The sequence below is a fragment of the Streptomyces sp. NPDC023573 genome (assembly GCF_055559735.1).
On record NZ_JBVHKB010000007.1, the window covers coordinates 251,362 to 277,029 of the forward strand.

A 25,668-nucleotide genomic window follows, 5' to 3' on the forward strand; every position below is an offset into this window, starting at 1 on the left:
GCTCGCTGCCGCCGTCCGTCAGGCGGTGCGGATACCGAGGAGTTCCGGCTTCGTGGCAGGCGCGGCGGACCGCCCGGCCGGATCTCATGGATCAACGCGGCAGGTGCGGGAACCGCAGTTCGGTGCGGCTGCGCGCGGTGTCCCCGGGGCGCAGCACGGTGGTGGGCAGGTCCGGCCGGTTGGGTGAGTCGGGCAGGTGCTGGGTCTCCAGGCAGATCGCGCCGTGCCGTTCGTGGCGGCGGCCGGTGCCGTCGGTGAAGGAGCCGTCGAGCTGGTTGGCGGTGTAGACCTGGATGCCGGGCTCCGTGGTCCACACCTCCAGGACCCTGGCCGCGTCCGGGGCGGTGAGGCGTGCGGCGCGTCGCAGGCCGCCGTCGGTGTCCCGAAGCACCCAGCAGTGGTCGAAGCCGCCCGCGGCGCTCAGCTGTGCGTCCTCGATACCGATGCGTTCCCCGAGGATCCGGGGCGTCGTGAGGTCGAACGGGGTGCCGCGGACCTCGGCCGGCGGTCCCAGGGGGATGCCGTCGTCGTCCACGGGCAGATAGGAGTCGGCGTCGACCTCGAGGTGGTGGCCGAGCACGTCGCCCCGGCCCGCCAGGTCGAAGTAGGCGTGGTTGGTGAGGTTGACGACCGTGGGGCGGTCGGCGACCGAGGCGTAGTCGACGGCCAGGGTGCCCGCGGTGTCGAGGGTGTAGATGACCGTGGTGTCCAGGGCACCGGGGAAGCCCATGTCATCGTCGGGGCTGTGCAGGGTGAGCCGGACGGACACGGTGTCCTCGGTCCGGGCCGGGACCGCTTCCCACACCTTGGTGTGGAAGCCGTCGGGCCCGCCGTGCAGGGCGTGGCCCCGGTCGTTGGCGGGGATGTGGTGTGCGGTCCCGTCCAGGACGAAGCGGCCGTGGGCGATGCGGTTGGCGTAACGGCCGACGACGGCGCCGAAGTAGGGGTGCTCGGCCGTGTAGTCGTCGAGCGTCGCGAGCGACCGGACGACGGAGGCGGCGGCGCCCGTGGTGTCGGGCACGGTGAGGCGGTGCAGGGTCGCGCCGTAGGTCAGGACCTCGGCTCGGACCCCCGTACCGCTGTCGAGGGTGTACAGGTCGGTCCGGGTCCCCTGGACGGAGCCGAACGGGGTGCGGTGCACGGTGGGGCGCTGCATCAGAGATCCTCGGTGTGGCCGGAGCCGGGGACGGCCGTGGTGGATTCGCGGACGACGAGGCGGTAGCCGGGGCGTGGTCTGCGCGGTTCGGCGACGGGTTCGCCGGAGAGCTGCTCGACGAGGCTGTCGACGGCGAGACGGGCGATGGCCTCCTTGTCGGGGGCGATGGTGGTGAGCGAGATGGTGGTGTAGCGGCTCTCCTCGATGTCGTCGAAGCCGACGACGGCGATGTCCTGCGGGATCCGCAGGCCGCGTGCGGTGATGGTGCGCATCGCGCCGACGGCGATGAGGTCGTTGTACGCGAACACGGCGTCGGGCCGGTGGTCCTGGTCGAGGAGCTGCGCCATGCCGGTGGCGCCGTCCTCGCGGCCGTAGCCGTCGGTGACCACGACGAGGGACTCGTCGGGTGTGATGCCGGCGGCCTCCAGTTCCTCGCGCCAGCCTCTCAGTCGCAGGTGCGCCGGCTGGCGTTCCCGGCCGGTACGCGATCCGAGGAAGGCGATGCGCCGTCTGCCCTGGTCGACGAGGTGGCGCACGGCCTCGCGGGCCGCCGCCACGTTGTCGATGGCGATGTGTTCGTAGGGCGCCTCGTACTCGCGCTCGCCCAGCAGGACCAGTGGCGCCGTCTCGGTGCGCGCCATGAGGTCCTCGGTCTCCAGATGGATGGGACTGAGGATGAGCCCGTCGATCACATGGGACCGGAATCCCTGGCTGACCAGGAGTTCCTTCTCCTTGAGGCCGGCGGTGTGGTCGACCAGGACGGTGTAGTCGTGCCGGGCGGCCGCGTCGATGACCGCTCCGGCGAGCTCCGCGAAGTACGGGTTGCCGAATTCGGGGACGGCGAGGGCGATGATGCCGGTGCGGCCCTTGCGCAGGTGACGGGCGGTGAGGTTCGGCCGGTAGCCGAGCTCGTCGATCGCCTGTTGCACCTTGGCGCGCATGGCTGGTGTGACGTGCTGATAGTTGTTCACCACGTTCGACACGGTCTTGATGGACACGCCCGCCCGTTGTGCAACGTCCTTGAGGCTGACGCCCACGGCACTCCTTGGTTCGGCTCGGCTTGGCTGTTGGTCCGGGCTCGGCGGCCGGCTCGTCGTCAGGTGCTTCTGCGACTGCGCGCGAGATAGCGCTGGGCCACCACGACAACGATAAGGAAGCCGCCGCTGACGACCGACTGGTAGGAGGAGTTGAGCGAGCCGATCTGGTTGATCAGGTTCTGGATGACGGCCAGCAGCAGGACGCCCCAGAGGGTTCCGCTGATGGATCCCGCGCCGCCGATGAGCAGGGTGCCGCCGATGACGACGGCGGAGATCGCGTCGAGTTCCATGCCCACGCCGACGATGGTCACGCCGGAGGAGAGCCTGGCCGCGTTGAGTGCGCCGGCGAGTCCGGCGAGCAGGCCGCTGAGCGTGTAGACGAGGATCTTCGTACGCGCGACGGGGAGCCCCATCAGGGTGGCGGCGTCGCTGCTGCCGCCCACGGCGAAGAGGGTCTGCCCGAACGAGGTGCGCTGCAGGACGAGTCCGCCGGCGCCGAAGAGCACCAGGGCGATGACGATCGGGTAGCCGAAGCCCCAGACGCTGCCCTGGCCGAGCTCGCCGAAGGCGGAGTCCTTGGGTACCAGGTAGGTGGTGGCGCCCTCGTCGGTGAGGGCGAGCAGCAGGCCGCGGGCGCCCAGGAGTGTGGCGAGGGTGACGATGAAGGGCGCCATGTTGCCGCGTGCGATCAGGAATCCGTTGAGCAGGCCGATCCCGCCGCAGACCACGAGGGGGAGCAGGAGCGCGGCGAGGAATCCGTACTGCGAGGCCCAGGCGGCGAGGACTCCCCCGAGGGCGAAGACCGAGCCGACCGACAGGTCGATGCCGCCGGTGATGATGACCATCGTCATGCCGAGTGCGACCACGGCGAGGAAGGAGGCCTGGATGGTCACGCCGCGCGCGTTGTCCAGTGACGCGAACGTCGGGTAGATGAACGAGGCGGCGATCACGACGGCGAGCAGGACCGCGAGGACGCCCTGGCGTTGCAGGAGTTCCGCGGCGCGCTGCCGGCCGGTCTGCTCGGGGCCGGCGGCGGGAGGGGCCTTGGGCGCTTTCGGTGCGGCCGGGGCCGGGGCGGCGGTGACGGGCTTGGTTTCGTTCATCGGGACCGACGCTCCCGGGCGACGTAGACGGCGGCGATGATGATGGCCGCCTGGGCGATCTGTGCGGTGGAGTCGGGCAGGTCGTGCTTGACGAGCGTGGCGCGCAGGAGCTGCATGAGCAGGGCGCCGGCCACGGTTCCGAGCACCCGGACGGAGCCCCCGTTGAGGGGTGTGCCTCCGACCACGACCGCCGTGATGGCGGAGAGTTCCATGAGGGTGCCGAGCGAGGACGGGTCGCTGGCGGTCAGCCTGGCCGTGGCGAGGATGCCGGCGAGGGCGGCGAGCACTCCGCAGAGCACGTACACGCCGATGAGGACCCGCTTGACGGGGAGCCCGGCGAGCGCGGCGGCGGAGCGGTTCCCGCCGACGGCGACGATCTGCCGGCCGAAGGTGGTGCGCTGCACCAGGAAGGCGACGGCGAGGGCCAGCACCCCGGCGATCCAGACCACGAGCGGGATGCCGAGGAAGGAGCCGGTGCCCAGCGACAGCAGGTCGGGGTTGACGATCTGCTTGAGCTGGCCGTCGGCCATGACCAGGGCGAGCCCGCGGCCTCCGACGAAGAGCGCGAGTGTGGCGACGATGGGCTGCAGCCCGACGAGGGAGACGAGGGCGCCGTTGACGGCGCCGACGACCGCGCCTGCCAGGAGGGCGACGACGAGTGCGGGAACGAGCCCGTAGCCGAGGTAGAGCGGGAGGAAGGCGGCGGCGAGTGCCATGGTCGAGCCGACGGACAGGTCGACGCCCTCGGTCCCGATGACCAGGGCCATGCCCAGGGCGACGATGACGATGGGGGCGACCTGGACGAGCTGGGTGCGGAAGTTGTCGGCGGTCATGAAGTGGTCGGTGAACAGCGCGTTGAAGAGCAGCACCACGGCCACGGCCACGTAGACGCCGTAGCGCTGGTACCAGGCGGGGTCACGCAGCCGGGCCAGGGGGCTCACCGGCTTGTGGGGCTTGTCGCTCTTCGCGGGCGGGGCGACGGCGGTCCGGTTCATCGGGGGTCCTCCTGGGCGGCCGGGGCCCGGTCCGCCGGATGCGGTGCGTGGTCGGCGAGCACTTCGAGCAGCCGGTCCTCGGCCACGTCGTCGCCCGACAGCTCACCCGCGACCGCTCCGCCGCGCAGGACGACGATCCGGTCGGCGCCTTCGATGAGTTCCTCGATGTCGGAGGAGATGAGCAGGACGGCCAGGCCTTCGCGGGCGAGGTCGTCGATGAGGCTCTGGACCTCGGCCTTCGCTCCGACGTCGATGCCGCGGGTGGGTTCGTCGAGCAGCAGGACCTTGGGCTCCAGGCAGAGCCAGCGGGCCAGCAGGACCTTCTGCTGGTTGCCGCCGGAGAGCTCCCCGACCTTCTGTTCGGGGCTGGAGGCCTTGATCCGCAGGCGCTTCACGAAGATGTCGACGATCCGGTCCTGCTTGGCGCGCGAGACGACACCGGCCCGGGAGAGACGGGGCAGGGCCGCCAGGACGATGTTCTCGCGGACGGAGAGGCCGGGCACGATGCCTTCGGCCTTGCGGTCCTCGGGCAGCAGGCTGATGCCGGCGCGGATGGCGGCGGCCGGGGTGAGGCGCTTCAGCGTGGTGCCGTCGACGGTGAGTTCGCCGGCGTCCAGGGGCAGGGCGCCGGACAGCGCCTTGGCCGTCTCGCTGCGCCCGGAGCCGAGGAGTCCTCCGAGGCCGAGCACCTCGCCCGCGTACAGCGACACGGATATGTCGTGGAGCTGGAGGCGGCTGGAGAGGCCGGTGGCGGTGAGTACCGGGGTGCGGGCGGCCTCGTGGCCCTCCGCCGCGAAACTGGTGACGCCGGAGCGGCGTACCTCGGAGAGGTCACGGCCGAGCATCATGGACACGAGCTGCATCCGGTCGAGTGCGGCGAGCTCGCCGGTGTGGATGTGGCGACCGTCGCGCAGGACGGTGACGCGGTCACAGATGCGGTAGAGCTCGTCCATGCGATGGCTGACGTAGAGGACGGCGATGCCCTGGCCGCGGAGGCTTTCGATGACGCGGAAGAGGGTCTCCACCTCGCGTGGTTCGAGCGAGGAGGTGGGCTCGTCCATGATGACGACCTGGGCGTTGACGGACACCGCCCGTGCGAGGGCGACCATCTGCTGGGTGCCGACGCCGAGGGTGTGCAGGGGGCGCCGGGGGTCGACGCGTACGCCGAATCCGTCGAGCAGTTCGCTCGTCTCGCGGTGCATGCGGGCGAAGTCGATGAGGCCGAGCCGGTTCCTCGGTTCGCGGCCCAGGAAGATGTTCCGCGCCACGCTCATCAGCGGGACGAGGTTGACCTCCTGGTAGATCGTGGAGATACCGGCCTGCTGTGCTTCGAACGGCCGGGCGAACCGGACGGGTTCACCCGACATGCGCAGTTCGCCGCCGTCCGGCCGGTACACACCGGTGAGCACCTTGATGAGGGTGGACTTGCCGGCGCCGTTCTCCCCGACGAGTGCGTGGGTCTCGCCCGCGCGCAGGGAGAAGCTGACGTCGTCGAGGGCGACGACCCCGGGGAACCTCTTGCTCACCGAGCGGGCTTCGAGCACGGTGGAGGCCGTGTCCTGGGCCGCCTCCTGTGCCTGCGGTACTGCTTCGGGTGGTGCCATGGGTCTTCTTGGCCTTCCGCTGTCCAAGGGTGAGGGCCGGGAGCCGCCGTGGCCCGGTGCGAGCGCCACGGCGGCCGGGGCCGATGCGTTCAGGAGCGGGTCAGTACGCCCCGCCGAGCGATTCCTTGGCGTTGCTCTCGTCGTAGGCGCGGTCGGTGATGATGACGTTCTCGGGGATCTCGTCGCCGCCGTAGAACTTCTGGGCGGTCGCGAAGGCCAGCGGGCCGAAGCGGGGGTTGGACTCGATGACGGCGTTGTACTCACCGTTGACCAGGGCCTGCACGGCGTTGCGGGTGCCGTCGACCGACACGATCTTGACGTCCTTGCCGGGCTTCTTGCCGGCGGCCTTCAGCGCCGTGACGGCGCCGAGGCCCATCTCGTCGTTCTCCGCGTAGACGGCGGTGATGTCGGGCTTGGACTGGATGAGCTGCTCCATGACCTGCTGGCCCTTGTCACGGGCGAACTCGCCGGTCTGCTGCGCGACGATCTCGATACCGGGCGCCTCCGCCTTGATCCGGTCGACGAAGCCCTTCGTCCGGTCCGTGGTCACGTTGTTGCCGGAGGCGCCGAGGAGGATGGCCACCTTGCCCTTGCCGTCCGTCGCCTTGATCATCGCGTCGGCGGCCCGCTTGCCCTGCTCCACGAAGTCGGAGCCGAGGAAGGCCACGTAGTCCTTGCAGGCCGTGGCGTTGACCTTGCGGTCGATGGTGAGGACCGGCACCTTCTTCGCCGCGGCGGCCTTGAGCGCCGGCTCCAGGCCGTCGGAGTTCAGCGGCGCGATGATGAGGAACTGGGCTCCCTGCGAGAGCATGTCCTGGATGTCGCTGATCTGCTTGGACAACTGCGACTGCGCGTTGGTGGTGAGGAGCTTCTTGACGCCGATCTTCGCGGCCTCGTCCTTGATCGACTGGGTCTCCGCGATACGGAAGGGGTTGGCCTCCTTCTCCGACTGGGAGAAGCCGACCACGGCGTTCTTGAGGTCTATCTCGGGTGCGCCGTAGCTCTGCAGGGAGCAGCCGGGGCCGGATGCCGCCTCGGGGGACTTGGCCGCCTGGGCTCCCTGGCTGCTGTCACCGCCCGCGCTGTTGGAGGTCTCCGACTTGGAGCAGCCGGAAACGGCCAGCGTGGCGGTGGCGGCGATCAGGCAGGCCGCGGCGAGGGTACGGGATCGACGCTGGATCATCATGCGCGGGACGCTCCTTGGCGAGGTGACGGCACACCGTTCTGCGTGCGGTCGGGCATGGCGGGACGGCTCGTCAGCCGCTCGGCGGCGGATGACGCTCTGTCCCTCACGACCCGTTCCGAGCTGCGAGAACTGCGGTCGTGAGGGCTTGGGCGGCCTCTCGGCGGCTCGGTTTACAACGTTATATAGGCGAGGCGCCACAGGCGGCAAGAGAGTTGTCGATGCGTTTCCAAAATGTGTCGCCCCGGGGTGCGCGCTCGCCCGCACCGATCACCGGGCCGCTTCTGTGCCAGGTGCTGCGCCACCTCTGGACACCGCCTTGAGCGCGTGCTGTCATACCGCCGACATCAATTTTCCAACGTTGCACATGAGGTGTCGCCCCGTCACCCCCAAGGCGGCCCCCGCCTTCGCCATGCGCCGGCCTCCCCCCGGGCCGGCTCCTCCCCTGTCCGGCAGAGCAGAAGCGGAGTCCCCACACGATGCCCCTGAACCGCAGACAACTCGTGACCGGTGCGCTGGCCACCGTCGCCGCCACCACAGCCGCCGGCCGCTGGGCCACCACGGCGACCGCCGCGGAGGGAGTGATGGCCGCCGCGCGAGGAGGCCACTACTCCCCCAACGCCGCACCGCTGCATCCGACCGCCTTCCTGAAACTGCCGCCGGGGCGCGTCACCGCCGACGGCTGGCTCGCCGGCCAGCTCCGGCTCCAGCTGGACGGCCTCTGCGGCCGCTACGAGGAGTTCTCGCACTTCCTCGACTTCGAGCACTCCGGCTGGGTCCGCCCCGACCTGGGCGGCTGGGAGGAAGTCCCCTACTGGCTGCGCGGGTACACGGACCTGGCGATCGTCACGGGGGACGCGAAGGCACTCGCCGCCGCACGCCGGTGGATCGACGCGATCCTCGCGACCCAGCAGTCCGACGGTTTCTTCGGCCCGAAGGCCCTGCGCACCTCACTGAACGGCGGTCCCGACTTCTGGCCGTTCCTGCCTCTGGTCCAGGCACTGCGCTCCTGGCAGGAGTACGACGGGGACAACAGGATCATCCCCTTCCTCAGCCGCTTCTTCCGCTTCATGAACGCGCAGGGCCCCGGCGCCTTCGACACCAGCTGGATCGCCCTGCGCTGGGGCGACGGTCTCGACAGCGTCTACTGGCTGTTCAACCGCACCGGTGACGCCTTCCTGCTCGACCTCGCCGACACGATCCACCGTTACGGCGCCGACTGGGGCGACAATCTGGTCGACCCGCACAACGTCAACATCGCACAGGGCTTCCGCGAGCCCGCCCAGTACGCCCTGCGCAGCGGCTCCCCGCAGGACACGCGGGACACGTACGGGACGTACGCCAAGGCCATGGACGCGTACGGGCAGTTCCCCGGCGGCGGCTTCGCCGGGGACGAGAACGCCCGGCCGGGTCACGGCGACCCCCGGCAGGGCTTCGAGACCTGCGGGATCGTGGAGTTCATGGCGAGCCATCAACTGCTCACCAGGATCACGGGCGACCCGCTCTGGGCGGACCGCTGCGAGGAGCTGGCCTTCAACTCGCTGCCCGCCTCGCTGGACCCGTCGGGAAAGGCGGTCCACTACGTCACCAGCGCCAACGGCGTCGACCTGGACAACGTGCCCAAGCGGGACCGGCAGTTCCAGAACGGCTTCGCCATGCAGGCCTATCTGCCGGGTGTCGACCAGTACCGCTGCTGCCCGCACAACTACGGCATGGGATGGCCCTACTTCGTCGAGGAGCTCTGGCTCGCCACCCCGGACGGCGGTCTCGCCGCGGCGATGTACGCGCCCTGCGCGGTCACCGCGAAGGTCGCGGACGGCACGGAGGTCACCTTCACCGAGAAGACCGGCTACCCGTTCACGGACACGGTCACGCTCTCCCTCGCGTCCCCGAGGGCGCTGCGCTTCCCCCTGGTCCTGCGCGTCCCCGCCTGGTGCGACGATCCCGACATCAGGGTCAACGGGCGGCGCGTCACCGCTCCGGCCGGCCCCGCCTTCACCAGGATCGAGCGGACCTGGTCCGACGGCGACCGGGTCACCCTGCGCCTGCCGCAGCGGACCACCGTACGCACCTGGGCGGACAACCACGGCTCGGTCAGCGTGGACCACGGCCCCCTCACCTACTCCCTGCGCATCGGGGAGTCGTACGAACGCATCGGGGGCACCGAGCAGTTCCCGGAGTACGCGGTCCACGCCACCACTCCGTGGAACTACGGCCTCGTCCTGGAGGGCGCACGGCTGCCCCCCGCACCGCACCGCCGCTCCCCCGGCGACAACCCCTTCACACTGGAGGGCACCCCGCTCTCCATGACCGTCCGCGCCCGCCGCATCCCCGAGTGGAGCGCCGACGACGAGCACGTGGTGCAGCCGCTCCGGCAGAGCCCGGCACGCAGCACCGAGCCGGTCGAGAAGGTCACGCTCGTCCCGATGGGCGCCGCACGGCTGCGGATCACGTCCTTCCCGACAGCGAGCCCGGACGGCGTCCCGTGGCTCGCGGACCGGTGGTACCGGATGGCCAACCGGAACTCCGGCAAGGTGCTCGGCGTGGACCTCATGTCGACCGCGAACAGTGCCCATGTCGTGCAGTTCGCCGACACCGGGACCGCCGACCACCTGTGGCGGCTCGTCGCCAACGGTGACGGCTGGTACCGCATCCGCAACCAGCACTCGGGCAAGGTGCTCGGCGTGGACCTCATGTCCACGGCGAACAGCGCACACGTCGTCCAGTTCGACGACAACGGCACGGCGGACCACCTGTGGCAGCTCGTGCCGGACGGGGACGGCTGGTACCGCGTCCGCAACCGCAACTCGGACAGGGTGCTCGGCGTGGACGGCATGTCCACCGCCGACAGCGCCCACGTCGTCCAGTACGAGGACAACGGGACGGCGGACCATCTCTGGAAGCTGCTCTGAGCGGTCGGTTCCCGCAGGCGTCCCACCCCCCGCGCCGGCCGGCGCGGGGGCTCGTCCTCATGAGGGAGTACCTGGAATGCGATCCGCACCCGCACCGAGCCGCGGCACCTGGTGGAGACGGTTAACCGCCGGCAGCGGCCTGCTGGCACTGCTCGCCACCGCACTCGTCGGCTCCGGCACCGGCCCGGCCGCCGCCGCGCCCACGGCCTGGGCACCGAAGCCGGCACCGATGACGACCCCCTGGACGAACCAGGTGTCCGTCGACAACCCGCTCCCCGAATACCCCCGCCCCCAGCTGACCCGCCCTGACTGGGCGAATCTCAACGGCATCTGGGACTTCGCGGTGACCGGCCGCGACGCCGGGCAGCCCTCGGCGTTCTCCGAGCAGATCAGGGTCCCGTTCGTCGCGGAGTCCTCGCTGTCCGGCATCCAACGCAGGATCACCGGGAACGACAAGCTCTGGTACAAGCGCACCTTCACCGTGCCGTCGGACTGGAACGGCCGCCGCACCGTGCTCAACTTCGGCGCCTCCGACTGGCAGAGCACCGTCTGGGTCAACGGCAGCCGGGTCGGCGCCCACAAGGGCGGCTTCGACTCGTTCTCGTACGACATCACTCCCCACCTCAACGGCGGTACGAACACCGTCGTGGTCTCCGTGTACGACCCGACGCAGACCGGTGGCCAGGCCGTCGGCAAACAGCGGATCAACGACGTGACCCCGCACCCGGGCGGCGGGATCTTCTACACCGCGGCCTCGGGGATCTGGCAGACGGTCTGGCTGGAGCCCGTCGCCGCGTCGCACGTCATCCGCCTGGACATGACGCCGGACCTGGGGAACAGCACCCTGCGGGTGAAGGTGCAGGCGGCAGCAGCCGCCGGCCGGAGCGCGAGAGTCACCGTCTCCAGCGGTGGCACGGTCGTGGGCACGGCGACGGGTGCCCCCGGCGCGGACATCTCCGTACCGGTGCCGAACCCGCGGCTGTGGAGCCCGGACGACCCGTTCCTCTACGACGTACGCGCCGAACTGCTCGACGGCACGGCGGTGGTGGACACAGTGGGCAGCTACGCGGGCATGCGGTCCGTCGGCATCGCGAAGGTCGGCAACATCCTGCGCCCGGTCCTCAACGGGAAGTTCGTCTTCCAGACCGGGACACTCGACCAGGGCTACTGGCCGGACGGCATCTACACGGCTCCCACCGACGCGGCGCTCAGGTCGGACCTCCAGGCACACAAGGACCTCGGCTTCAACATGGTCCGCAAGCACATCAAGGTCGAACCCCAGCGCTGGTTCTACTGGGCGGACAAGCTGGGCCTCCTCGTCTGGCAGGACATGCCGGCGATGGACACCGGAAAGACCCCCGACCCCGCGGCCCGGGCCCAGTGGGAGGCCGAGTACCACGCGGTGATCGACCAGCACCGCAGCTCGCCCTCGGTGGTCATGTGGGTGAACCAGAACGAGGGCTGGGGACAGTACGACCAGGCCAGGATCGCCGACGAGGTGAAGGCCTACGACCCGTCGCGGCTCGTCAACAACATGAGCGGGGTCAACTGCTGCGGTTCGGTGGACGGCGGCAACGGCGATGTGATCGACAACCACATCTACGTCGGCCCGGGGAACACCGCGCCGACCGCGACCCGGGCCGCCGTCCTCGGCGAGTTCGGCGGACTGGGCTACAAGGTGCCGGGCCACGAGTGGTACCCGGGGGGCGGATTCAGTTACGAGGACCAGGCGAGCCTCTCCGCCCTGAACGACCGCTTCGCCGGGCTCATCGACTCCATCCGCGTCGGCCAGCTGCCCGCCGGGCTCTCGGCTTCGGTCTACACGGAGATCACGGACGTCGAGAACGAGGCGAACGGGCTGCTCACCTACGACCGCCAGGTGGTCAAGGTGGACACCGCGCGGGTGAGGGCCGCCAACCAGGCTCTGATCCAGGCGTCGAGGACCCCGCCGCCGCCGGTCACCCTGCCCACCGGGAACAGGTCGCTCCGGGTCACCACCGCGGGGCACACGAACAAGTACCTGCGGCATTCCCAGGAGCTCGCCCACACGGCCGTCGTCGACAGCGGCAGCACCGCGCTGCTGAAGAACGACGCCACGTGGAAGGTCGTCACCGGCCTGGCGAACAGCAACTGCTATTCGTTCGAGTCCCGCAACTACCCCGGCGAGTACCTGCGCCACCGGGACTTCCGGGTCCGCCGCGACGCGAGCGACGGCTCGGCACTCTTCAAGGCCGACGCCACCTGGTGCGCGGTGGCGGGTCAGGGCGGCGTACGGCTGTCGAGCGCCAATCTGCCCGGCAGCTATCTGCGTCACATCGACTCGGAGGTGTGGCTGGCCACTCCGGGCGGCGGCCACGCCTGGGACAGTGCGGCGACCTTCACCGAGGACACGATATGGGCGGTGGACGCCCCCTGGGCGCCCTGAGATGAGCCACCGGGCCGGCGGGCCGGCCACCGGGCCCGGTGGTGTCACGCGTCGCCCATGACCAGGCCTTCGATGGTGTGCTTCTGCACGATGGGGGCCAGCTCCTCCACCACCGGGCAGTGCAGGTGGGCCCGGACCCTCCCGGGCAGCGACGCCCAGTACTCCCTGGTCACCGCCATGTCGTGCTGCGCGTCGTTGCCGGCCCCCGGGGCGTCGATGCCGAGCACCAGAACGGGCCGGGCGTCGGGCGAGTGGTTGGCCGTCCCCCGGTGGATCGTCAGGGCGGAACGAGCGGAGACGTCCCCGCGCTGCGGGTACTTGCGCTCGGCGAGGGAGGCGTAGCGCGGGTAGGAGTCGCGGGGCGGGAACATCCCGTGACCGAAGCGCGGGTCGTCGTCCCACTGGGTGCCCGGGGCGATCTCGAACGGGCCCATGTCCTCGCGCGTGTCCACGGCCGTGAGGTTGAAGGCCAGAGACGTCAGCCGGCGCCGGTCCAGGGTGGCCTCCGGCATGGGGAAGTCCCGGTGCCAGGGCTGGTTCACCGCCCCGGCCAGCGGGACGTCGAAGCCCAGCTCGACGATGCGGTAGTCGGCCCCCAGGACGGCCTCGGCCACCCCACGCACCCACGGATGGTCGACGAGTTCCACGAAGCCGCGCAGCTGCTCGGGGTGTATCTCCACGTAGAAGCGGTGCGGCCCCCGGCCGACCGCTCCGCCCTCCCGGCCGCGCGCCTCGGCGAAGGCCTTCTCGATGTCCTCCCGCATCGCGTCGGCCCACTCCGGGGTGAAGGCACCCCGGCGCGCGGTGATCCCGGCCGTGTACAGATCCTGGACGGCCGCGTCCAGCTGCGGGGCGAGGGAGGTCTCGGGCATGGCAATGGTCCCTTCAACGGCGGGAGGCGGGCACGACAGGCAGGCGCGGACGAGGTGTCGCCCTCCTGCCGCCCTGTCGACGCGCCCATATTGCAACGTTGCAAGCAACGTGGCAAGAGGGAGTGCGCGAGGTGGTGCGACGAGCCTGTTACGGTGCACAGCGCAGAGGGCAGGGCCCGCCGGCCGCCCTAGCGGACAGAGGGACGGGAGCGCATTGGCTGTGGCAGCGAGGCTCAAGGACGTCGCCGCACTCGCCGGCGTGTCCGTCAGGACCGTCTCCAACGTCGTGAGCAACGCCGCGGCCGTCGCCCCGGCGACGCGCGCCCGGGTCATGGCGGCCGTGGAGGAGCTGGGATACCGCCCCAACCTCGCCGCCCGCAACCTCCGGCAGGGGCGTACGGGGCTCATCGGCGTCGCCGTGCCCGAGATCCACTCCCCGTACTTCGGCGCGCTGACGGGCCTCCTCATCGACGCGGCGCAGGAGCGCGGGTGGACGGTGCTCCTGGAGCGGACGGGAGGGCGGGCGGATCTGGAACGGCGGCTCCTGGAAGGGTCCGAGGGCCACCAGGTCGACGGGATGATCATCAGTCCGTGGTCGACGTCCCCGGCCGGGCTGGCGTCGCTCGCGGGCGGCCTGCCGCTGGTCGTCCTCGGCGAGCTGGAACCGGACGGGTCCATCGACCATGTGGCACTGGACAACGTGGGAGCGGCGCGGGACGCCGCTCGTCATCTCGTCTCGCTGGGCCGTCGGCAGATCGCGGCGATCGGCCTGCAGTCGGGGCTGGGCCACGGGACGGCCGAGCTGCGGGCCGAGGGCTTCCGGCAAGGGCTGCGGGAGGCCGGTCTACGGCCGGTGGCCGAGGTGGAGGTGGCAGACCTGCACCGGGCCGAAGGGGCGCGAGCTCTGCGGGAGCTGCTGGAGACGCCCCGTTCCGTCGACGCCGTCTTCTGCTTCAGTGACGAACTGGCCCTCGGGGCGCTGCGCGTGGCGGCCGAACAGGGTGTACGGGTGCCGGAGGACCTGGCGCTCATGGGCTTCGACGACATCGAGGACGGCCGGTTCGCCGCCCCCTCCCTCACCACGGTCGCCCCGGACCGGGAGCAGATCGCCGAACGCGCGGTGCAGTGCCTGACCGAGCGTGTCCTGGGGCGGTTCGAGACGCTGGCCGGCCGCCGGATCGTGGTCCCGCACCACGTGGTGGCCCGGGAGAGCACCGGAGCCGCGGTCTCACCGGTGTGACGCCTGCGGCGCTCCCGCCGACAGGTTGAGCGGGCGGGGCCGGGGACAGCGCGGAGCTCCCGGCAGCGCGGCCTGTGCGCACGCTGCCGGGAGCGGTTCCGCGGGGTTGCTCCCTACGGCTGTTCGCCGTCGTGGAGCGCGGTCACCTCCTGGTCGGTGAGCGCCTTGTCGTACACCTTCACCTGGTCGACGGAGCCGTTCCAGAAGTCGGTGTTGCCGCCGGACCACTTGGCGCGGCCCACGGACAGCGCGCCGGTGCTGACGTCGGCGGTGCCGGCCGCGGCGGTGGAGGCGAGCTTGCCGTCGACGTACAGCTTGATCTCGTCACCGCTGCGCACGCCGACCAGGTGGTACCACTGGCCGAGCTCGGGCTTGATCTCCAGCCGGGCACGGTGGGCGCCGGGGGTGGAGAAGGCGAACCCGCCCTGTCCGTACTGGAGGTAGAACGGGTTCTCCTGACGTCGGCCGTCCTGGCTGACGACGGTGCCGTAGTTGCCCGGCAGCGCGTCGAGCGACGCCCAGGCCGAGACGGTGTAGTCACCGGTGGTGTCGACGACCGGGCCGACGGTCTGCGCGTACTGGCCCTCGCCGTCGAACTTCAGCGCGGAGCCCCGCACTCCCGGTGCCCAGGACGCCCCCTCGGAGAGGGTGAGGTCCTTGTGGTTCGGGCCGCTGTCGGCGGCCTTGGTGCCCTTGTTCTCGTCGAGGGACCAGGCGCCGCCGCCCTTGACCTCGTCCCGCTCGCCCGCTGCGGCGCCGGCGGCGATGACCTCCTGGTTGATCTTCCGCACCTTCGCGGCGTCGACCTTGATCTCCCGGCGGTCGTACGTCCAGAGGCCGTTGAGCTCGTTCTCCAGGTCGGTCACCTGGGTGTAGATGGAGCCGGAGAGTTCGGCGCCGGCCGCCTCCAGGTAGTACGTACGGGTGTTGTCGACGTACTTGGCGGTCAGGGCGTCCTTGTCGGCGACACCGCTGTAGATCGCGGTGGGGGCACCGGGCCACATGCGGCCGGGGATCCGCAGGGTGAAGCCGCCGTGCTCACCGTCGATCGCCGCGCGGGTCTCGTCGGGGAAGGCCGGGTCGGTGTTGTTGTAGTCGTGGTGGTCGATGATGTCGCCCTTGCCGGAGTCGCCCTTGGAGTTGCAGCAGTTGACACCGCTGTGGGCGCTGACGACGCGCGAGGGATCGGCGGCCTCGACCTTCTCGGTGATCTTGCCGGTCTCGGTGCGGTCCCACTCACCCCAGCCCTCGTTGAAGACGATCCACGCGCCGATCGAGGGGTAGTTGTGCAGCTGCTCCATCATCTCGGCACCCTGGTCGAGGAAGGCCTTCTGGCCCTTCTCGCCGGTGAGGTTGCCGGAGACGAAGTCCTGCCACACCAGGAGGCCCAACTGGTCGGCGTGGTAGTACCAGCGTGCCGGCTCGACCTTGATGTGCTTGCGGACGGAGTTGAAGCCGAGGTCCTTCTGCGCCTTCAGGTCGAAGACCAGGGCGTCGTCGCTGGGCGCCGTGTTGAGCCCGTCGGGGTAGAAGCCCTGGTCGAGCTGGGCGAGGGAGAAGAACGGCTTCCCGTTGAGTACCAGCTTCTGGTAGCCGCCGACCTCGGCGACTCCGAAGGAGCGCATGCCGAAATAGCTGTCGACGGTGTCCTTGGAACGGCCGTCCTTGAGAGTGACATCGAGGTCGTACAGGTACGGGTCGTCCGGTGTCCACAGGTGCTGCCTGGCGACCGGCAGGCTGAGCTCGCTGTTGGCCGGGCCGGTGACCCTGCCGACGACCTTGCCCTTCTTGTCGCGGGCGACGGCGGTGACCCGGGCGGACTTCGAGGCGTCCTCGGAGTTGACCGTCAGGGCGAGCCTGCCCTTGTCGATGTCGGGCGTGGTCTTCAGCGAGTCGATGGCGGCCGGAGCGACGGGCTCCATCCACACGGTCTGCCAGATGCCGGAGGAGGCGGTGTAGAAGATGCCGCTCGGGTTCGGGGACTGCTTGCCCGTGGGCTGGTCGGCTCCGGTGGTGTCGGTGACCGCGACGACGATCTCCTGGGGGCCGCCACCCTTGACGGCGTCGGTGATGTCGGCGCTGAAGGCGGTGTAGCCCCCGGTGTGCTCGGCGACCTGCTTGCCGTTGACCCAGACCCGCGCCTGGTAGTCGACGGCGCCGAAGTTGAGCTTCAGGCGGTCGTCGTTGCCCCGCTTGCCGACCGACCAGCTCTTGGGCACCGTGACGAGCTTGCGGTAGAACATGTGGTCTTCGTGGCGCTCGAGTCCGGAGAGCTGCGACTCGACGGGGTAGGGCACGGTGATGCGCTCGTCGAGCTTCTTGCCGAAGACCGGCTTCTCACCGGCGGCGGCTCCGGCGAACTCCCACTGCCCGTTGAGGTTCTTCCAGTCGTCGCGCACCTGCTGCGGGCGGGGGTACTCGGGCATCGGGTTCTTGGGGTCGACCTTGTCGCCCCACGGCGTGGTCAGCCGGTGCGTGGAAAGGTTCTTCGCCCTGCGGCTGATCTCCGGTACGGTCTCGTCGCCGTTCTTCAGGCCGCCCTCGCCGTCGTAGACGACCTTGAGCTGCTGGCCCTTCTGGACTGCGGCGCCCAGGGTGACGACGAGCGCCTTGCGGTTGTCCGACGCCCTGGCCACCGACTTCACCGGCATCGGCGTCGTGTCCGCCTCGATGGTGAGGTGGTCCTTGACGTCCTCGATGCCGCTGACCTCGTGGTCGAAGGTCGCCCGCACCTTGAGGCCGTCCTCCGCGACGGTCAATCCGACCGGGTAGACCTCGAAGTCGGACGGCGGGGTGAAGGCCGACTCGGGCACGATCTGCTTGGCGAGTTTCGCGCTCGACCAGCGCAGGAACATGTTCGCCCCGCCGACGTCCTGGAACATCTCCAGCCGGAAGGTGTGCGTTTCGCCGGCCTTCAGCGCGACCGGAGCGCTGGTCTGCTCCTTGTCCCAGTCCGGCTCCCAGTGGTCGATGACCGCCTTGTCGTCGATGAAGAGCCGGAAGCCGTTGTCACCGATGGCGGAGAAGGTGTAGTCACCGGTCTCCGGGGCCTCGATCTGCCCCGTCCAGCGGGCGGTGGTGTGCTCGGTCCGCCCGGTGGCCGACTCGAAGGCACCGGTCAGCCCGGGGAAGTTGATGTCCGGGTCGAGCGCGGTGGCGCCGAGCTTCGCGAAGTCACGGGCGCCCGGGGCGGACATGGCGAAGTACTCACCCTTGAGACCGTGCACCTCGGTGGAGGGATCCTCCTCGGAGGACGCCGAGGCGGTGGCGGCCTCCGCCGCGGGGGCCGCGGGAGCCGCTGCGGCGGCCGGGACCAGAGTGGCCCCGAGGGGGAGCAGCAGCGCCGCCGTACAGGCGAGTGATCTGAAAAGTGTGCGGGGGCGGGCTAGTTGTCGTATCAAGGCGTCGTCCTCGTCGAAGAAGCCGGAGTGCCCCGGACTGTGGAGCACTGCACATAGTCGAACATTGAGCCACAGCCCCAAACAGCTGACAACGGTCGTGCACACAGAATTTTCAACGATAGAAAATCAAGGTCTCTTCCGCCCTCCGCGCCGGGCAGGCGGAGTCCGGCGGGCGGCGTCGCGCCGCCCACCGGACTCCGGGCCCGGGCCGGCCGGGGTGCTACCGCGGAAGACCCGCAGGTCCTGTGGCCCAGGACGTGTTCGGCCGGTCAGCGAGCCGGTAGCTCAGCGACCCCCCACGGGTGACCAGCCGGGCGTCCGTCCACGACCTGTCGGCCGTCCGTCCGTCGACCTTCACAGCATCGATGTACGGATGTGTCGCATCTGCCTCCGGGGCACTGATGCGGATGTCACCGCCCTGCGGACGGTCCAGCACCGCGGACGGGAACAGCGGCGCTCCCAGCAGCATGGTGGCGCTGCCGGGCGTCTGCGGGTAGAGGCCGAGGGCCGAGAAGACGTACCAGGCCGACATGGTGCCGAGGTCGTCGTTGCCGGGCAGGCCTCGCGGGCCGGTCCCGTAGACCGTGTTCACGATCTCCCGCACGGTCTCCTGGGTCTTCCACGGCTGCCCCAGCGCGTTGTAGAGCCAAGGGGCGTGGATGCCCGGTTCGTTGGTCGGGTCGTAGCGCAGCGCGTCGCCGCCCTTGACCGACCAGGAGCCGTCCGCCTTGTGGAAGAAGCCGTCCAGCCGCTCGGCGGCCACGTCACGGCCGCCCATGGCCTCGGCCAGCCCCTGCACGTCCTGCGGGACCATCCAGGTGTACGTGGCGCTGGTCCCCTGCGCGAAGCCCCGGTCGCTGCCCGGACTGAAGGGGGTCACCCACGAGCCGTCGAGGTTGCGTGCCTGGATGTAGCCGGTGGTCCCGGCGCCGTCGCCTGCCTCGGGATTGAAGACGTTACGCCACCAGAGGCCGCGCTCCTCGAAGGCGTCGGCCTCCTCGTCGCGCCCGAGCAGCCGGGCCCACCGGCCGAGTGCCGCGTCGGCGACCGCGTCCTCCAGCGTCTCGGCGGCGCCTCCCCAGCAGTGGCAGACGTCCTGGGCCGCGTAGTGGGACTCCAGGTACTGGGCGAGATTGGGCCGCTGGCCGGTGCACTGGCCTGGGCATCCCGCGTCGGAGAGACCGTCCGGGTGGGGCACCGTGGCCTGCCGTGCCAGGGATTCGAAGGCGCCCTCGTAGTCGAAGTTGCGTACGCCCATCGCGTAGAACGTGGCGAGGGTGGCGGCCGTGGGGTCGCCCGTCATCACATGTGTGGCGCCGTTGACGTGCACCCAGCGGTCCCAGACTCCGCCGTTCTGCCGGGCGAAGTTGTAGAGCGACTGGGCGAAGTCACCGGCGACCCTCGGTTTGAGGAGGGCGAGGAGCTGGATCTGGGCGCGGTACTGGTCCCACCCGGAGAAGTTGCTGTACTGGGCCTTCTGACCGCGCGTCACGCGGTGCGGCTTCCCGTCCATGCCCGGGTAGCGGCCGTCCCTGTCGCTGATCAGATTCGGCTGCATCAGCGAGTGGTACAGCGCGGTGTAGAAGGCGGTGCGCTGCGCGTCGCTGCCGCCGCCGACGCGCGCGGAGGCGAGCTCGCGGTCCCAGGCGGCGGACCCCGCGCGGGCCACGTCGTCGACGCTCGCCCTCGGTGCGATCTCCTGGCGCAGGTTGGCCTCCGCGCCCGCCTGGCTGACGTAGGAGATCCCGATCCGCATGCGGACGTCGTCGTCGGCCCGGGTGTCGAAGCCGACCCAGCCGCCGGACCCGCGCCCGGCGCGGTCGGCTCCGGTGGCGTATCCCTCGCCGCCGCTTCCGCTGGTGGCGCCCGGAGCGAGGGCGCCGTCGCGCCAGGTGCCCGTGGTGGAGAAGGCACGGTCGAAGGAGGCGCTGAAGTAGAGCCGGTAGTAGCTCTTGCGGTTGTTGGTACCGCCGTTGGCGCGCCGGCCGCAGAACGCCCCGGTGAGCACCGAACCGGTCACCTTGCGGTGTGCGGTGTCGATCTCGATCTCGGCGTCCTCGCTGCCGTTCAGGGAGTTGGACACCCGGAAGAGCAGATTGGCGGGCTTGTCCGCCGGGAAGCTGAAGTCGGCCACACCGGCGCGCTCGCTGACGGCCAGGTCCGCGGTGGCGCCGGAGTCCAGCCCCACGGTGTAACGGCCGGGAACGGCGCGCTCGTCGTCGTGCGAGAAGCCGGACGCGTAGACGGCGTCCTTCGTGTCGGCGGACGGCGAGGAGGTGACGTCGCCGACGAACGGCATGATCGGCACGTCACCCGCGGCGCCCGGGTTGCAGCCGGCCCCGTTGACATGGGTGAGGCTCAGCCCGCGCATCCGGGTCACCCCGTACTCGTAGCCGTTGGCCGCCCCGGTGCTCGTCTGGTCGCCCGTGGTACTGGTCGGCGACCAGGCGATCATGCCGTACGGGCGGACCGCGCCGGGATAGGTGTTGCCGCCGTTCGCCGTGCCGATCATCGGGTCCACGTAGGCGGTGGGGCGCGCGACCAGCGCGTCGGCCTCCGCGGCCGGCGGCAGGACGGCACCGGCGAGCGCGCCGGCGAGGGCGATCGCGGCGGCCCGTGCGGCGAGACGCCGGGCCGGGGACGGTCTGGAGGGCATGGTCTCGGATACCTCCGGCAGAGGGGGACAACGTTGTCAACACCGTTCGGACCACGGCGCCGCAGCGTTGATCGATTCGCGGCCGAGCGTAGGTGCCCGCGGCGTGCCAGGGAATGCCGCGGACGGATCCGACCGGTGAACGAGTGATGAACGGGGCCCGTGGGGCTTCGCTTTGACACGATGGGGACTGCCGCACGAAGCACCGAGCCGCAGCAGAGGAGCACCGTGATCCGCTGGACGTACGCCTTCATCGACCGGCCCGCAGCAGCCGCCGGCCACGCCGCCGCCTTCTGGAGCGCGGTCACCGGCACCCGGCTCTCCGAGCCGTGGGGAGAGCGGGGCGAATTCACCACCCTGCTCCCGGACGGCGCCGACGCCTGCCTCGCGGTGCAGGCGGTGGGAGGCGAGGGCGGGGCCCATCCCGATCTGGCGGTGGACGACATGGCCGCCTTCACCGCACAGGCTCTCCGGCTGGGCGCCCTGGAGGAGGCCGGGCACCCGGAACTGACCGTCCTGCGCTCCCCCGGCGGCCAGCCCTTCTGCGTCGTCCCCTGGCGGGGCCAGAAGGCGCGGCCGGCGGTCCTCACCGGTCCCGGCGGCGTGACGAGCAGGCTGGACCAGATCTGCCTCGACGTCTCACCGGCGGTGTTCGACGCGGAGGTGGCGTTCTGGGCGGCGCTGACCGGCTGGGACGCACGCCCGGGAGTCCACCGGGAGTTCCATGTGTTCCGCCCGTCGCCGGACCTGCCCGTCCATCTCCTCGTGCAGCGCCTGGACGAGGACCGCCCGGCCTCGGCGCATCTGGATCTCGCCTGCTCGGACCTGGCGGCCGGCCGGGCCCACCACGAAGGGCTCGGCGCAGCGTTCGTGCGCGACGGCGACGGCTGGACGGTCATGCGGGACCCTGCGGGCGGGGTCTACTGCCTCACCGGGCGCGATCCCGTGACGGGCGAGTAGGGCGAGGCGGCTCCCGCCCGCCGCCTCGGGCGGGAGCCGCGGTGTCCGTCCTTCACTCCGACTGAACCGTCAGGTAGCCTGACGGTTCAGTCGGAGCCGATCCCGGAGGTTCGCCATGACCATGGAGTACGCCACCCAGTACCGCACCCGCTCCCACATCCCCGCCGAGCCGGGCAAGCCGTATTTCATCGAGAAGGGCATGGGCGACCGGGCCCACCTCTTCGGTGACCTCGTGACCGTCTACGCCGGCGGGGAGCAGACCGAGAACGCCTTCAACTTCTTCACAGTCGAGGGGGTGAAGGGCGACATCATCCCCGCCCACATGCACACGGACACCTACGAGGTCTTCTACATCGGCAGTGGCGCGGCCCGGCTCTTCGTCGAGGACCAGGAAGGTGAGCAGTACGAGAAGCTGCTGACCACCGGCGACTTCGGCTTCGTACCCAAGAACTGCCCGCATGCCTACCGCATCGAGCGCCATCACAGCCAGATCATCGGGGTGGCGGCGGGTCCGGGCGGCACCTTCGAGCGCTTCTTCGAGAACCTCGGGACGCCGACCGAGGAGCTGACCCTGCCCCGCGAGCCGTACGTCCCCGACCCGCAGAAGTTCGGCACGGTGCCGCAGCGGTTCGACGTCCGCTTCATGCCCGGGCAGCAGTGGCGCACCCGGGACTGACCGGCCGTTCGCTCCCTGTTCCCGTCCGGGGGAACGCCCGTACCCACCGAAAGCCAGGCCCATGCCGCTGCCCTCCGATCCCGTCTCCTCCCCCTTCGTGCCTCCCGCCCCGCCGGACCCGGCCACGCTTCCGCTGCCGTCCCCCTCCCACCCCGCTCCCGGCGTGAGGCTGCTGCGTGGAGCGGTCTACCGGTTGCTCGAGGGGAGCAGGGCGCTGGAGCTGGACATATGGCTGCCGGAGGACGCCGCTGCCCCCGTCCCCCTGATCGTGTTCGTGCACGGAGGCGGCTGGCACACCGGCCTGCGGGACACCATGGGGCCCCGCTTCCACTCCTGGCAGCCGGGACCGTTCGCCCGTCTCGTCCGGGCCGGCTTCGCCGTCGCGTGTCCCGACTACCGGCTCAGCGGCGAGGCGCACTTCCCCGCGCAGCGGGACGACCTCACCGCCGCTCTGCGCTGGCTGCGCGCCCGCGCGGACGAACTGGGCGTGGACGCGTCCCGGACCGTCCTGTGGGGCGAGTCGGCGGGCGCGCACCTGGCCGCCCACGCCGCTCTCTCGGCGCCGTCCGGGGGTGTCGGCCCGGTCCGCGGCTGCGTGTGCTGGTACGTCCCCAGCGATCTGGTCGCCCTGGCCGAGGACCACGGGGGTGGCTACGACGCCCACGACCCGGCCACCTACGAGGCGCGCCTCCTCGGAATGCCGGCCGGCGCCGACCCGGACAGGGCCAGGGCGGCGAGTCCGGTGGCCCACGTCACCGCGCGGGCCCCTGCCTTCCTGCTCCTGCACGGAACCGCGGACACCGCCGTCCCCACCCGGCAGAGCGTCCGGCTGGCCGACGCGCTCCGGGAGGCGGGGGCGCCCGTGGAGCTGCACCTGGTCGCGGGTGCCCAGCACCTGTGGCTGGGCGTTCCCGACGAGCGGGTCACCGAGTGTTTCGAGCGTTCGGTGGAGTTCACCCGCGCCCGTACGCGCTGATCACGGGTGCGGGCGGGGGGCCGGGCGGGCGCGGCCGGTCGTTATGCTCGGAGCCCCCGCCCGCCCATCGAGGAACCATGACCGCAGACGCCGCACCGAACATGCCCCAGCTCCTCAGCGAGGCCAGACGCTGGTTCGACGACGCCCTGCTGGCCGGCATGACGGCTGCCGGTGAGCAGCCCGTGACCGTCGCGCAGGCCGCGGTGTTCGCGGCGCTCGATCCGGACGGCACCTCGATCTCCGAGCTGGCGCGGCGGATGGGTGTCACCCGTCAGACCACGCACCAGACGGTGCACGGCCTGATCGGCCTTGGCCTGCTGGAGCAGACGCCCGATCCGTCGTCCGCCCGGTCACGGATCGTCCGCACCACCCCGGTGGGCGCCCGGGCGCACGAGCGGGCGCAGAGCATGCTCGCCCGCGCGGAAGCCGTCCTGGCCGAGCGCATCGGTCCGCAGGCCGGGCTGCTGCGCGACATCCTCACGCGGTCCTGGGGCGAACCGCCCCTGCTGTCGTCGGGCTCCTGAGCCACGGGGCGGCCCGTGCCCCTGGGCAGGGGCACGGGCCGCCGGTGCGTCACGGCGTGGTGATGCCCGGCCGCGGCGCGGTCGCCATCCCGCTGCCGATGGCGAAGCTCGGGTGCGGCGGCTGGTTGTAGGCCGTGTTCTGCCACGCCAGCGCGGTCCGGTACATGGTGTCGTGGAGCAGTGTGGTGATCTTCGTGCCGGTCTCGTGCGGCGTGGAGTAGATCCGCAGAGCGGTGTTGTTGGTGGTCGGCCAGACGACTTCCTCGCGCCAGTCGCCGAAGAGGTCGCCGGAGAGCGCGGGCGTGGCCTTGGTGCCGTTGCCGGAGTGTACGGACGCCCCCGTCAGCAGACGGGTGTCGCCCGAGGTGCCGTACTTGTCGATGTGGGTGCCGTCGAGGAGTTCGCGGGTGGTGTCACCGTCCCACCAGGACAGGAAGTTGGAGCTGGACGGCTTACGGCTGGTGACCACGGCGCCCTTCGGGTTGCGCACCCCGGAGACGGCGGAGGACCATGACTCGGCGCCGGCGCTGCCGGACCAGATGTCACCGGATACGCCACGTCCGTTGTCACCGCTCGCCGGGGTGGACCAGAGGATCTGACCGGTCCTGGCATCCGCCATCCAGGAGGACGGCTTCGAGCTGTCCTCGTCGACCTTGAACTCCTCGAGACCCGCGCGAGAGGGATCGAGGTCCCCGACGTGCATGGCGTCGCCGTGGCCGTTCTTCGTGGTCCACAGTCCGCTGCCGTTGTCGTCCACGGCCATGGCGCCGTAGATGATCTCGTCCTTGCCGTCACCGTCCGCGTCGGCGACGGACAGCTGGTGGTTGCCCTGTCCGTCGTATCCCTTGCCGGCGTTGGTCGAGCTGTTCGTGTCGAAGGTCCAGCGCCGGGTGAAGGCTCCGCCCCGCCAGTCCCAGGCCGCGATGACGCTGCGCGTGTAGTAGCCGCGCGCCATGATCAGGGACGGCCTGGCGCCGTCCAGATAGGCCGTGCCGGCGAGGAAGCGGTCGACCCGGTTGCCGTAGGAGTCGCCCCACGAGGACACCGTGCCGCGCGCGGGGACGTAGTCGACGGTGCCCATCGCCGCCCCCGTCCTGCCGTTGAACATCGTCAGGAACTCGGGACCGGACAGGATGTATCCGGAGGAGTTGCGGTGGTCGGCGGAGGAACTGCCGATCACCTTCCCGGCACCGTCGACGCTGCCGTCGGCGGTCTTCATGGCCACCTCGGCCTGACCGTCACCGTCGTAGTCGTACACCTGGAACTGGGTGTAGTGAGCACCCGATCGGATGTTGCGTCCGAGGTCGATCCGCCAGAGCCGGGTGCCGTCGAGGCGGATCCCGTCGATGATCGTGTTGCCCGTGTAACCGGACTGGGAGTTGTCCTTGGCGTTGGTGGGCTGCCACTTCAGTACGAAGTCGAGGGCGCCGTCGCCGTCCAGATCGCCGACGGACGCGTCGTTGGCCTCGTAGGTGTAGCCGACCCCGTCGGGTGTCGTCCCGCCGGCGGGCGGACTGATGGGCACGTCCTTGTATCCGGCGCGGAACTGGATCGCGTGGACGGAGTCGCTCTGCTCCACACCGTCGACGACCGCGCGGACCGTGTAGTCGGCGGTGGCGGGCGCGCCGGAGTGGAAGTAGTTCGTCGAGGCGGTGACCGGCGAGGTGTTGACCTTGGTGCCCGCCCGGTAGACGTTGAACGACACGTTGTCGGGGTCGGTACCGAGCCAGCGCCAGCTGACGAGGTTTCCGCTGTCGGTGTGCACGCTGACCACGCCGCGGTCGAGCGCCTCCGCCTGCCGCGCGGTGGCGGCCTGCGAGACGGGGCCGAGTGCTACGAGTCCGCCGGCGGCGAGCAGCCCTGCCGCCAGGGCGCCGGCCAGCGCGCGGGTGCGGGTGATGCGGCGTCTGCGGCGGGGACGGGAAGCGGTGTGGGGAAGCAGAGGCTCCAC

General features: G+C 70.8%; 17 protein-coding genes. 7 read left to right on the plus strand and 10 right to left on the minus strand.

Annotated elements, in window-relative coordinates; translation table 11 throughout:
- Nucleotides 1–91 precede the first annotated feature (91 nt).
- The 6 genes from ACZ32T_RS23510 to ACZ32T_RS23535 all read right to left on the minus strand — a co-directional run bounded on the left by ACZ32T_RS23510 (nucleotide 92) and on the right by ACZ32T_RS23535 (nucleotide 7,081).
- Complete coding sequence (locus tag ACZ32T_RS23510; RefSeq protein WP_467368791.1) at nucleotides 92–1,156, minus strand: aldose epimerase family protein; 1,065 nt, start codon at nucleotides 1,154–1,156, stop codon at nucleotides 92–94.
- Complete coding sequence (locus ACZ32T_RS23515) at nucleotides 1,156–2,193, minus strand: LacI family DNA-binding transcriptional regulator (RefSeq protein WP_467268938.1); 1,038 nt, start codon at nucleotides 2,191–2,193, stop codon at nucleotides 1,156–1,158. The genes ACZ32T_RS23510 and ACZ32T_RS23515 overlap by 1 nt, the downstream gene beginning before the upstream one ends.
- A gap of 59 nt (nucleotides 2,194–2,252) precedes the next feature.
- A complete protein-coding gene (locus ACZ32T_RS23520) occupies nucleotides 2,253–3,296 on the minus strand; it encodes an ABC transporter permease (RefSeq protein WP_401620881.1) in 1,044 nt (347 codons plus the stop codon).
- Entirely contained in the window at nucleotides 3,293–4,291 is a 999-nt protein-coding gene (locus tag ACZ32T_RS23525; protein ID WP_467368793.1) for an ABC transporter permease, read from the minus strand. The genes ACZ32T_RS23520 and ACZ32T_RS23525 overlap by 4 nt, the downstream gene beginning before the upstream one ends.
- A complete protein-coding gene (locus ACZ32T_RS23530; protein ID WP_467368795.1) occupies nucleotides 4,288–5,895 on the minus strand; it encodes a sugar ABC transporter ATP-binding protein in 1,608 nt (535 codons plus the stop codon). The genes ACZ32T_RS23525 and ACZ32T_RS23530 overlap by 4 nt, the downstream gene beginning before the upstream one ends.
- 100 nt (nucleotides 5,896–5,995) lie before the next feature.
- The gene (locus tag ACZ32T_RS23535) at nucleotides 5,996–7,081 is read right to left on the minus strand and encodes an ABC transporter substrate-binding protein (RefSeq protein ID WP_467268931.1); all 1,086 of its coding nucleotides are present in this window, start codon (nucleotides 7,079–7,081) and stop codon (nucleotides 5,996–5,998) included.
- A 476-nt stretch (nucleotides 7,082–7,557) separates the two neighbouring features.
- Between ACZ32T_RS23535 and ACZ32T_RS23540 the strand changes: the two genes are divergently transcribed.
- Together ACZ32T_RS23540 and ACZ32T_RS23545 are read left to right on the plus strand one after the other, a co-directional pair.
- Nucleotides 7,558–9,990, plus strand: coding sequence for an RICIN domain-containing protein (locus ACZ32T_RS23540; protein WP_467368797.1), 2,433 nt, complete (start codon nucleotides 7,558–7,560; stop codon nucleotides 9,988–9,990).
- Nucleotides 9,991–10,066: 76 nt separating this feature from the next.
- A complete protein-coding gene (locus ACZ32T_RS23545) occupies nucleotides 10,067–12,415 on the plus strand; it encodes an AbfB domain-containing protein (protein WP_467368799.1) in 2,349 nt (782 codons plus the stop codon).
- Nucleotides 12,416–12,459: 44 nt separating this feature from the next.
- Here ACZ32T_RS23545 and ACZ32T_RS23550 read toward each other — a convergent pair whose 3' ends face one another.
- Nucleotides 12,460–13,287, minus strand: a complete 828-nt coding sequence (locus tag ACZ32T_RS23550) for a phytanoyl-CoA dioxygenase family protein (protein ID WP_467368801.1) — start codon at nucleotides 13,285–13,287, stop codon at nucleotides 12,460–12,462.
- A gap of 220 nt (nucleotides 13,288–13,507) precedes the next feature.
- Between ACZ32T_RS23550 and ACZ32T_RS23555 the strand changes: the two genes are divergently transcribed.
- A complete protein-coding gene (locus tag ACZ32T_RS23555; RefSeq protein WP_467368804.1) occupies nucleotides 13,508–14,527 on the plus strand; it encodes a LacI family DNA-binding transcriptional regulator in 1,020 nt (339 codons plus the stop codon).
- Nucleotides 14,528–14,640: 113 nt separating this feature from the next.
- Here the strand turns inward: ACZ32T_RS23555 and ACZ32T_RS23560 are convergent, their stop codons facing one another.
- Together ACZ32T_RS23560 and ACZ32T_RS23565 are read right to left on the minus strand one after the other, a co-directional pair.
- Nucleotides 14,641–17,976, minus strand: coding sequence for a LamG-like jellyroll fold domain-containing protein (locus tag ACZ32T_RS23560; protein ID WP_467368806.1), 3,336 nt, complete (start codon nucleotides 17,974–17,976; stop codon nucleotides 14,641–14,643).
- 172 nt (nucleotides 17,977–18,148) lie between these two features.
- The gene (locus ACZ32T_RS23565; RefSeq protein ID WP_467368808.1) at nucleotides 18,149–20,584 is read right to left on the minus strand and encodes a GH92 family glycosyl hydrolase; all 2,436 of its coding nucleotides are present in this window, start codon (nucleotides 20,582–20,584) and stop codon (nucleotides 18,149–18,151) included.
- A gap of 225 nt (nucleotides 20,585–20,809) precedes the next feature.
- Between ACZ32T_RS23565 and ACZ32T_RS23570 the strand changes: the two genes are divergently transcribed.
- The 4 genes from ACZ32T_RS23570 (at nucleotide 20,810) to ACZ32T_RS23585 (ending at nucleotide 23,717) form a co-directional block, all read left to right on the plus strand.
- Nucleotides 20,810–21,541: a VOC family protein gene (locus ACZ32T_RS23570; RefSeq protein ID WP_467268920.1), complete on the plus strand. Its 732-nt coding sequence runs from the start codon at nucleotides 20,810–20,812 to the stop codon at nucleotides 21,539–21,541.
- Nucleotides 21,542–21,656: 115 nt separating this feature from the next.
- Complete coding sequence (locus ACZ32T_RS23575; RefSeq protein WP_467268918.1) at nucleotides 21,657–22,217, plus strand: quercetin 2,3-dioxygenase; 561 nt, start codon at nucleotides 21,657–21,659, stop codon at nucleotides 22,215–22,217.
- 61 nt (nucleotides 22,218–22,278) lie between these two features.
- The gene (locus tag ACZ32T_RS23580) at nucleotides 22,279–23,193 is read left to right on the plus strand and encodes an alpha/beta hydrolase fold domain-containing protein (protein ID WP_467368810.1); all 915 of its coding nucleotides are present in this window, start codon (nucleotides 22,279–22,281) and stop codon (nucleotides 23,191–23,193) included.
- A 77-nt stretch (nucleotides 23,194–23,270) separates the two neighbouring features.
- Nucleotides 23,271–23,717 carry a MarR family winged helix-turn-helix transcriptional regulator gene (locus ACZ32T_RS23585; protein ID WP_467368812.1) on the plus strand — a complete coding sequence of 149 codons (447 nt, stop codon included), beginning with the start codon at nucleotides 23,271–23,273 and terminating at the stop codon, nucleotides 23,715–23,717.
- Between the two features lie 49 nt (nucleotides 23,718–23,766).
- On the opposite strand, the gene ACZ32T_RS23590 is transcribed toward ACZ32T_RS23585, so the two are convergent.
- A complete protein-coding gene (locus ACZ32T_RS23590; protein ID WP_467268912.1) occupies nucleotides 23,767–25,668 on the minus strand; it encodes a rhamnogalacturonan lyase in 1,902 nt (633 codons plus the stop codon).

Bases quoted from the DNA above. Each gene is read 5' to 3' on its own strand.
- ACZ32T_RS23510 (WP_467368791.1), bottom strand. From the start codon at position 1,156: ATGCAGCGCCCCACCGTGCACCGCACCCCGTTCGGCTCCGTCCAGGGG.
- ACZ32T_RS23520 (WP_401620881.1), bottom strand. From the start codon at position 3,296: ATGAACGAAACCAAGCCCGTCACCGCCGCCCCGGCCCCGGCCGCACCG.
- ACZ32T_RS23525 (WP_467368793.1), bottom strand. From the start codon at position 4,291: ATGAACCGGACCGCCGTCGCCCCGCCCGCGAAGAGCGACAAGCCCCAC.
- ACZ32T_RS23530 (WP_467368795.1), bottom strand. From the start codon at position 5,895: ATGGCACCACCCGAAGCAGTACCGCAGGCACAGGAGGCGGCCCAGGAC.
- ACZ32T_RS23535 (WP_467268931.1), bottom strand. From the start codon at position 7,081: ATGATGATCCAGCGTCGATCCCGTACCCTCGCCGCGGCCTGCCTGATC.
- ACZ32T_RS23540 (WP_467368797.1), top strand. From the start codon at position 7,558: ATGCCCCTGAACCGCAGACAACTCGTGACCGGTGCGCTGGCCACCGTC.
- ACZ32T_RS23545 (WP_467368799.1), top strand. From the start codon at position 10,067: ATGCGATCCGCACCCGCACCGAGCCGCGGCACCTGGTGGAGACGGTTA.
- ACZ32T_RS23550 (WP_467368801.1), bottom strand. From the start codon at position 13,287: ATGCCCGAGACCTCCCTCGCCCCGCAGCTGGACGCGGCCGTCCAGGAT.
- ACZ32T_RS23565 (WP_467368808.1), bottom strand. From the start codon at position 20,584: ATGCCCTCCAGACCGTCCCCGGCCCGGCGTCTCGCCGCACGGGCCGCC.
- ACZ32T_RS23575 (WP_467268918.1), top strand. From the start codon at position 21,657: ATGACCATGGAGTACGCCACCCAGTACCGCACCCGCTCCCACATCCCC.
- ACZ32T_RS23580 (WP_467368810.1), top strand. From the start codon at position 22,279: ATGCCGCTGCCCTCCGATCCCGTCTCCTCCCCCTTCGTGCCTCCCGCC.
- ACZ32T_RS23585 (WP_467368812.1), top strand. From the start codon at position 23,271: ATGACCGCAGACGCCGCACCGAACATGCCCCAGCTCCTCAGCGAGGCC.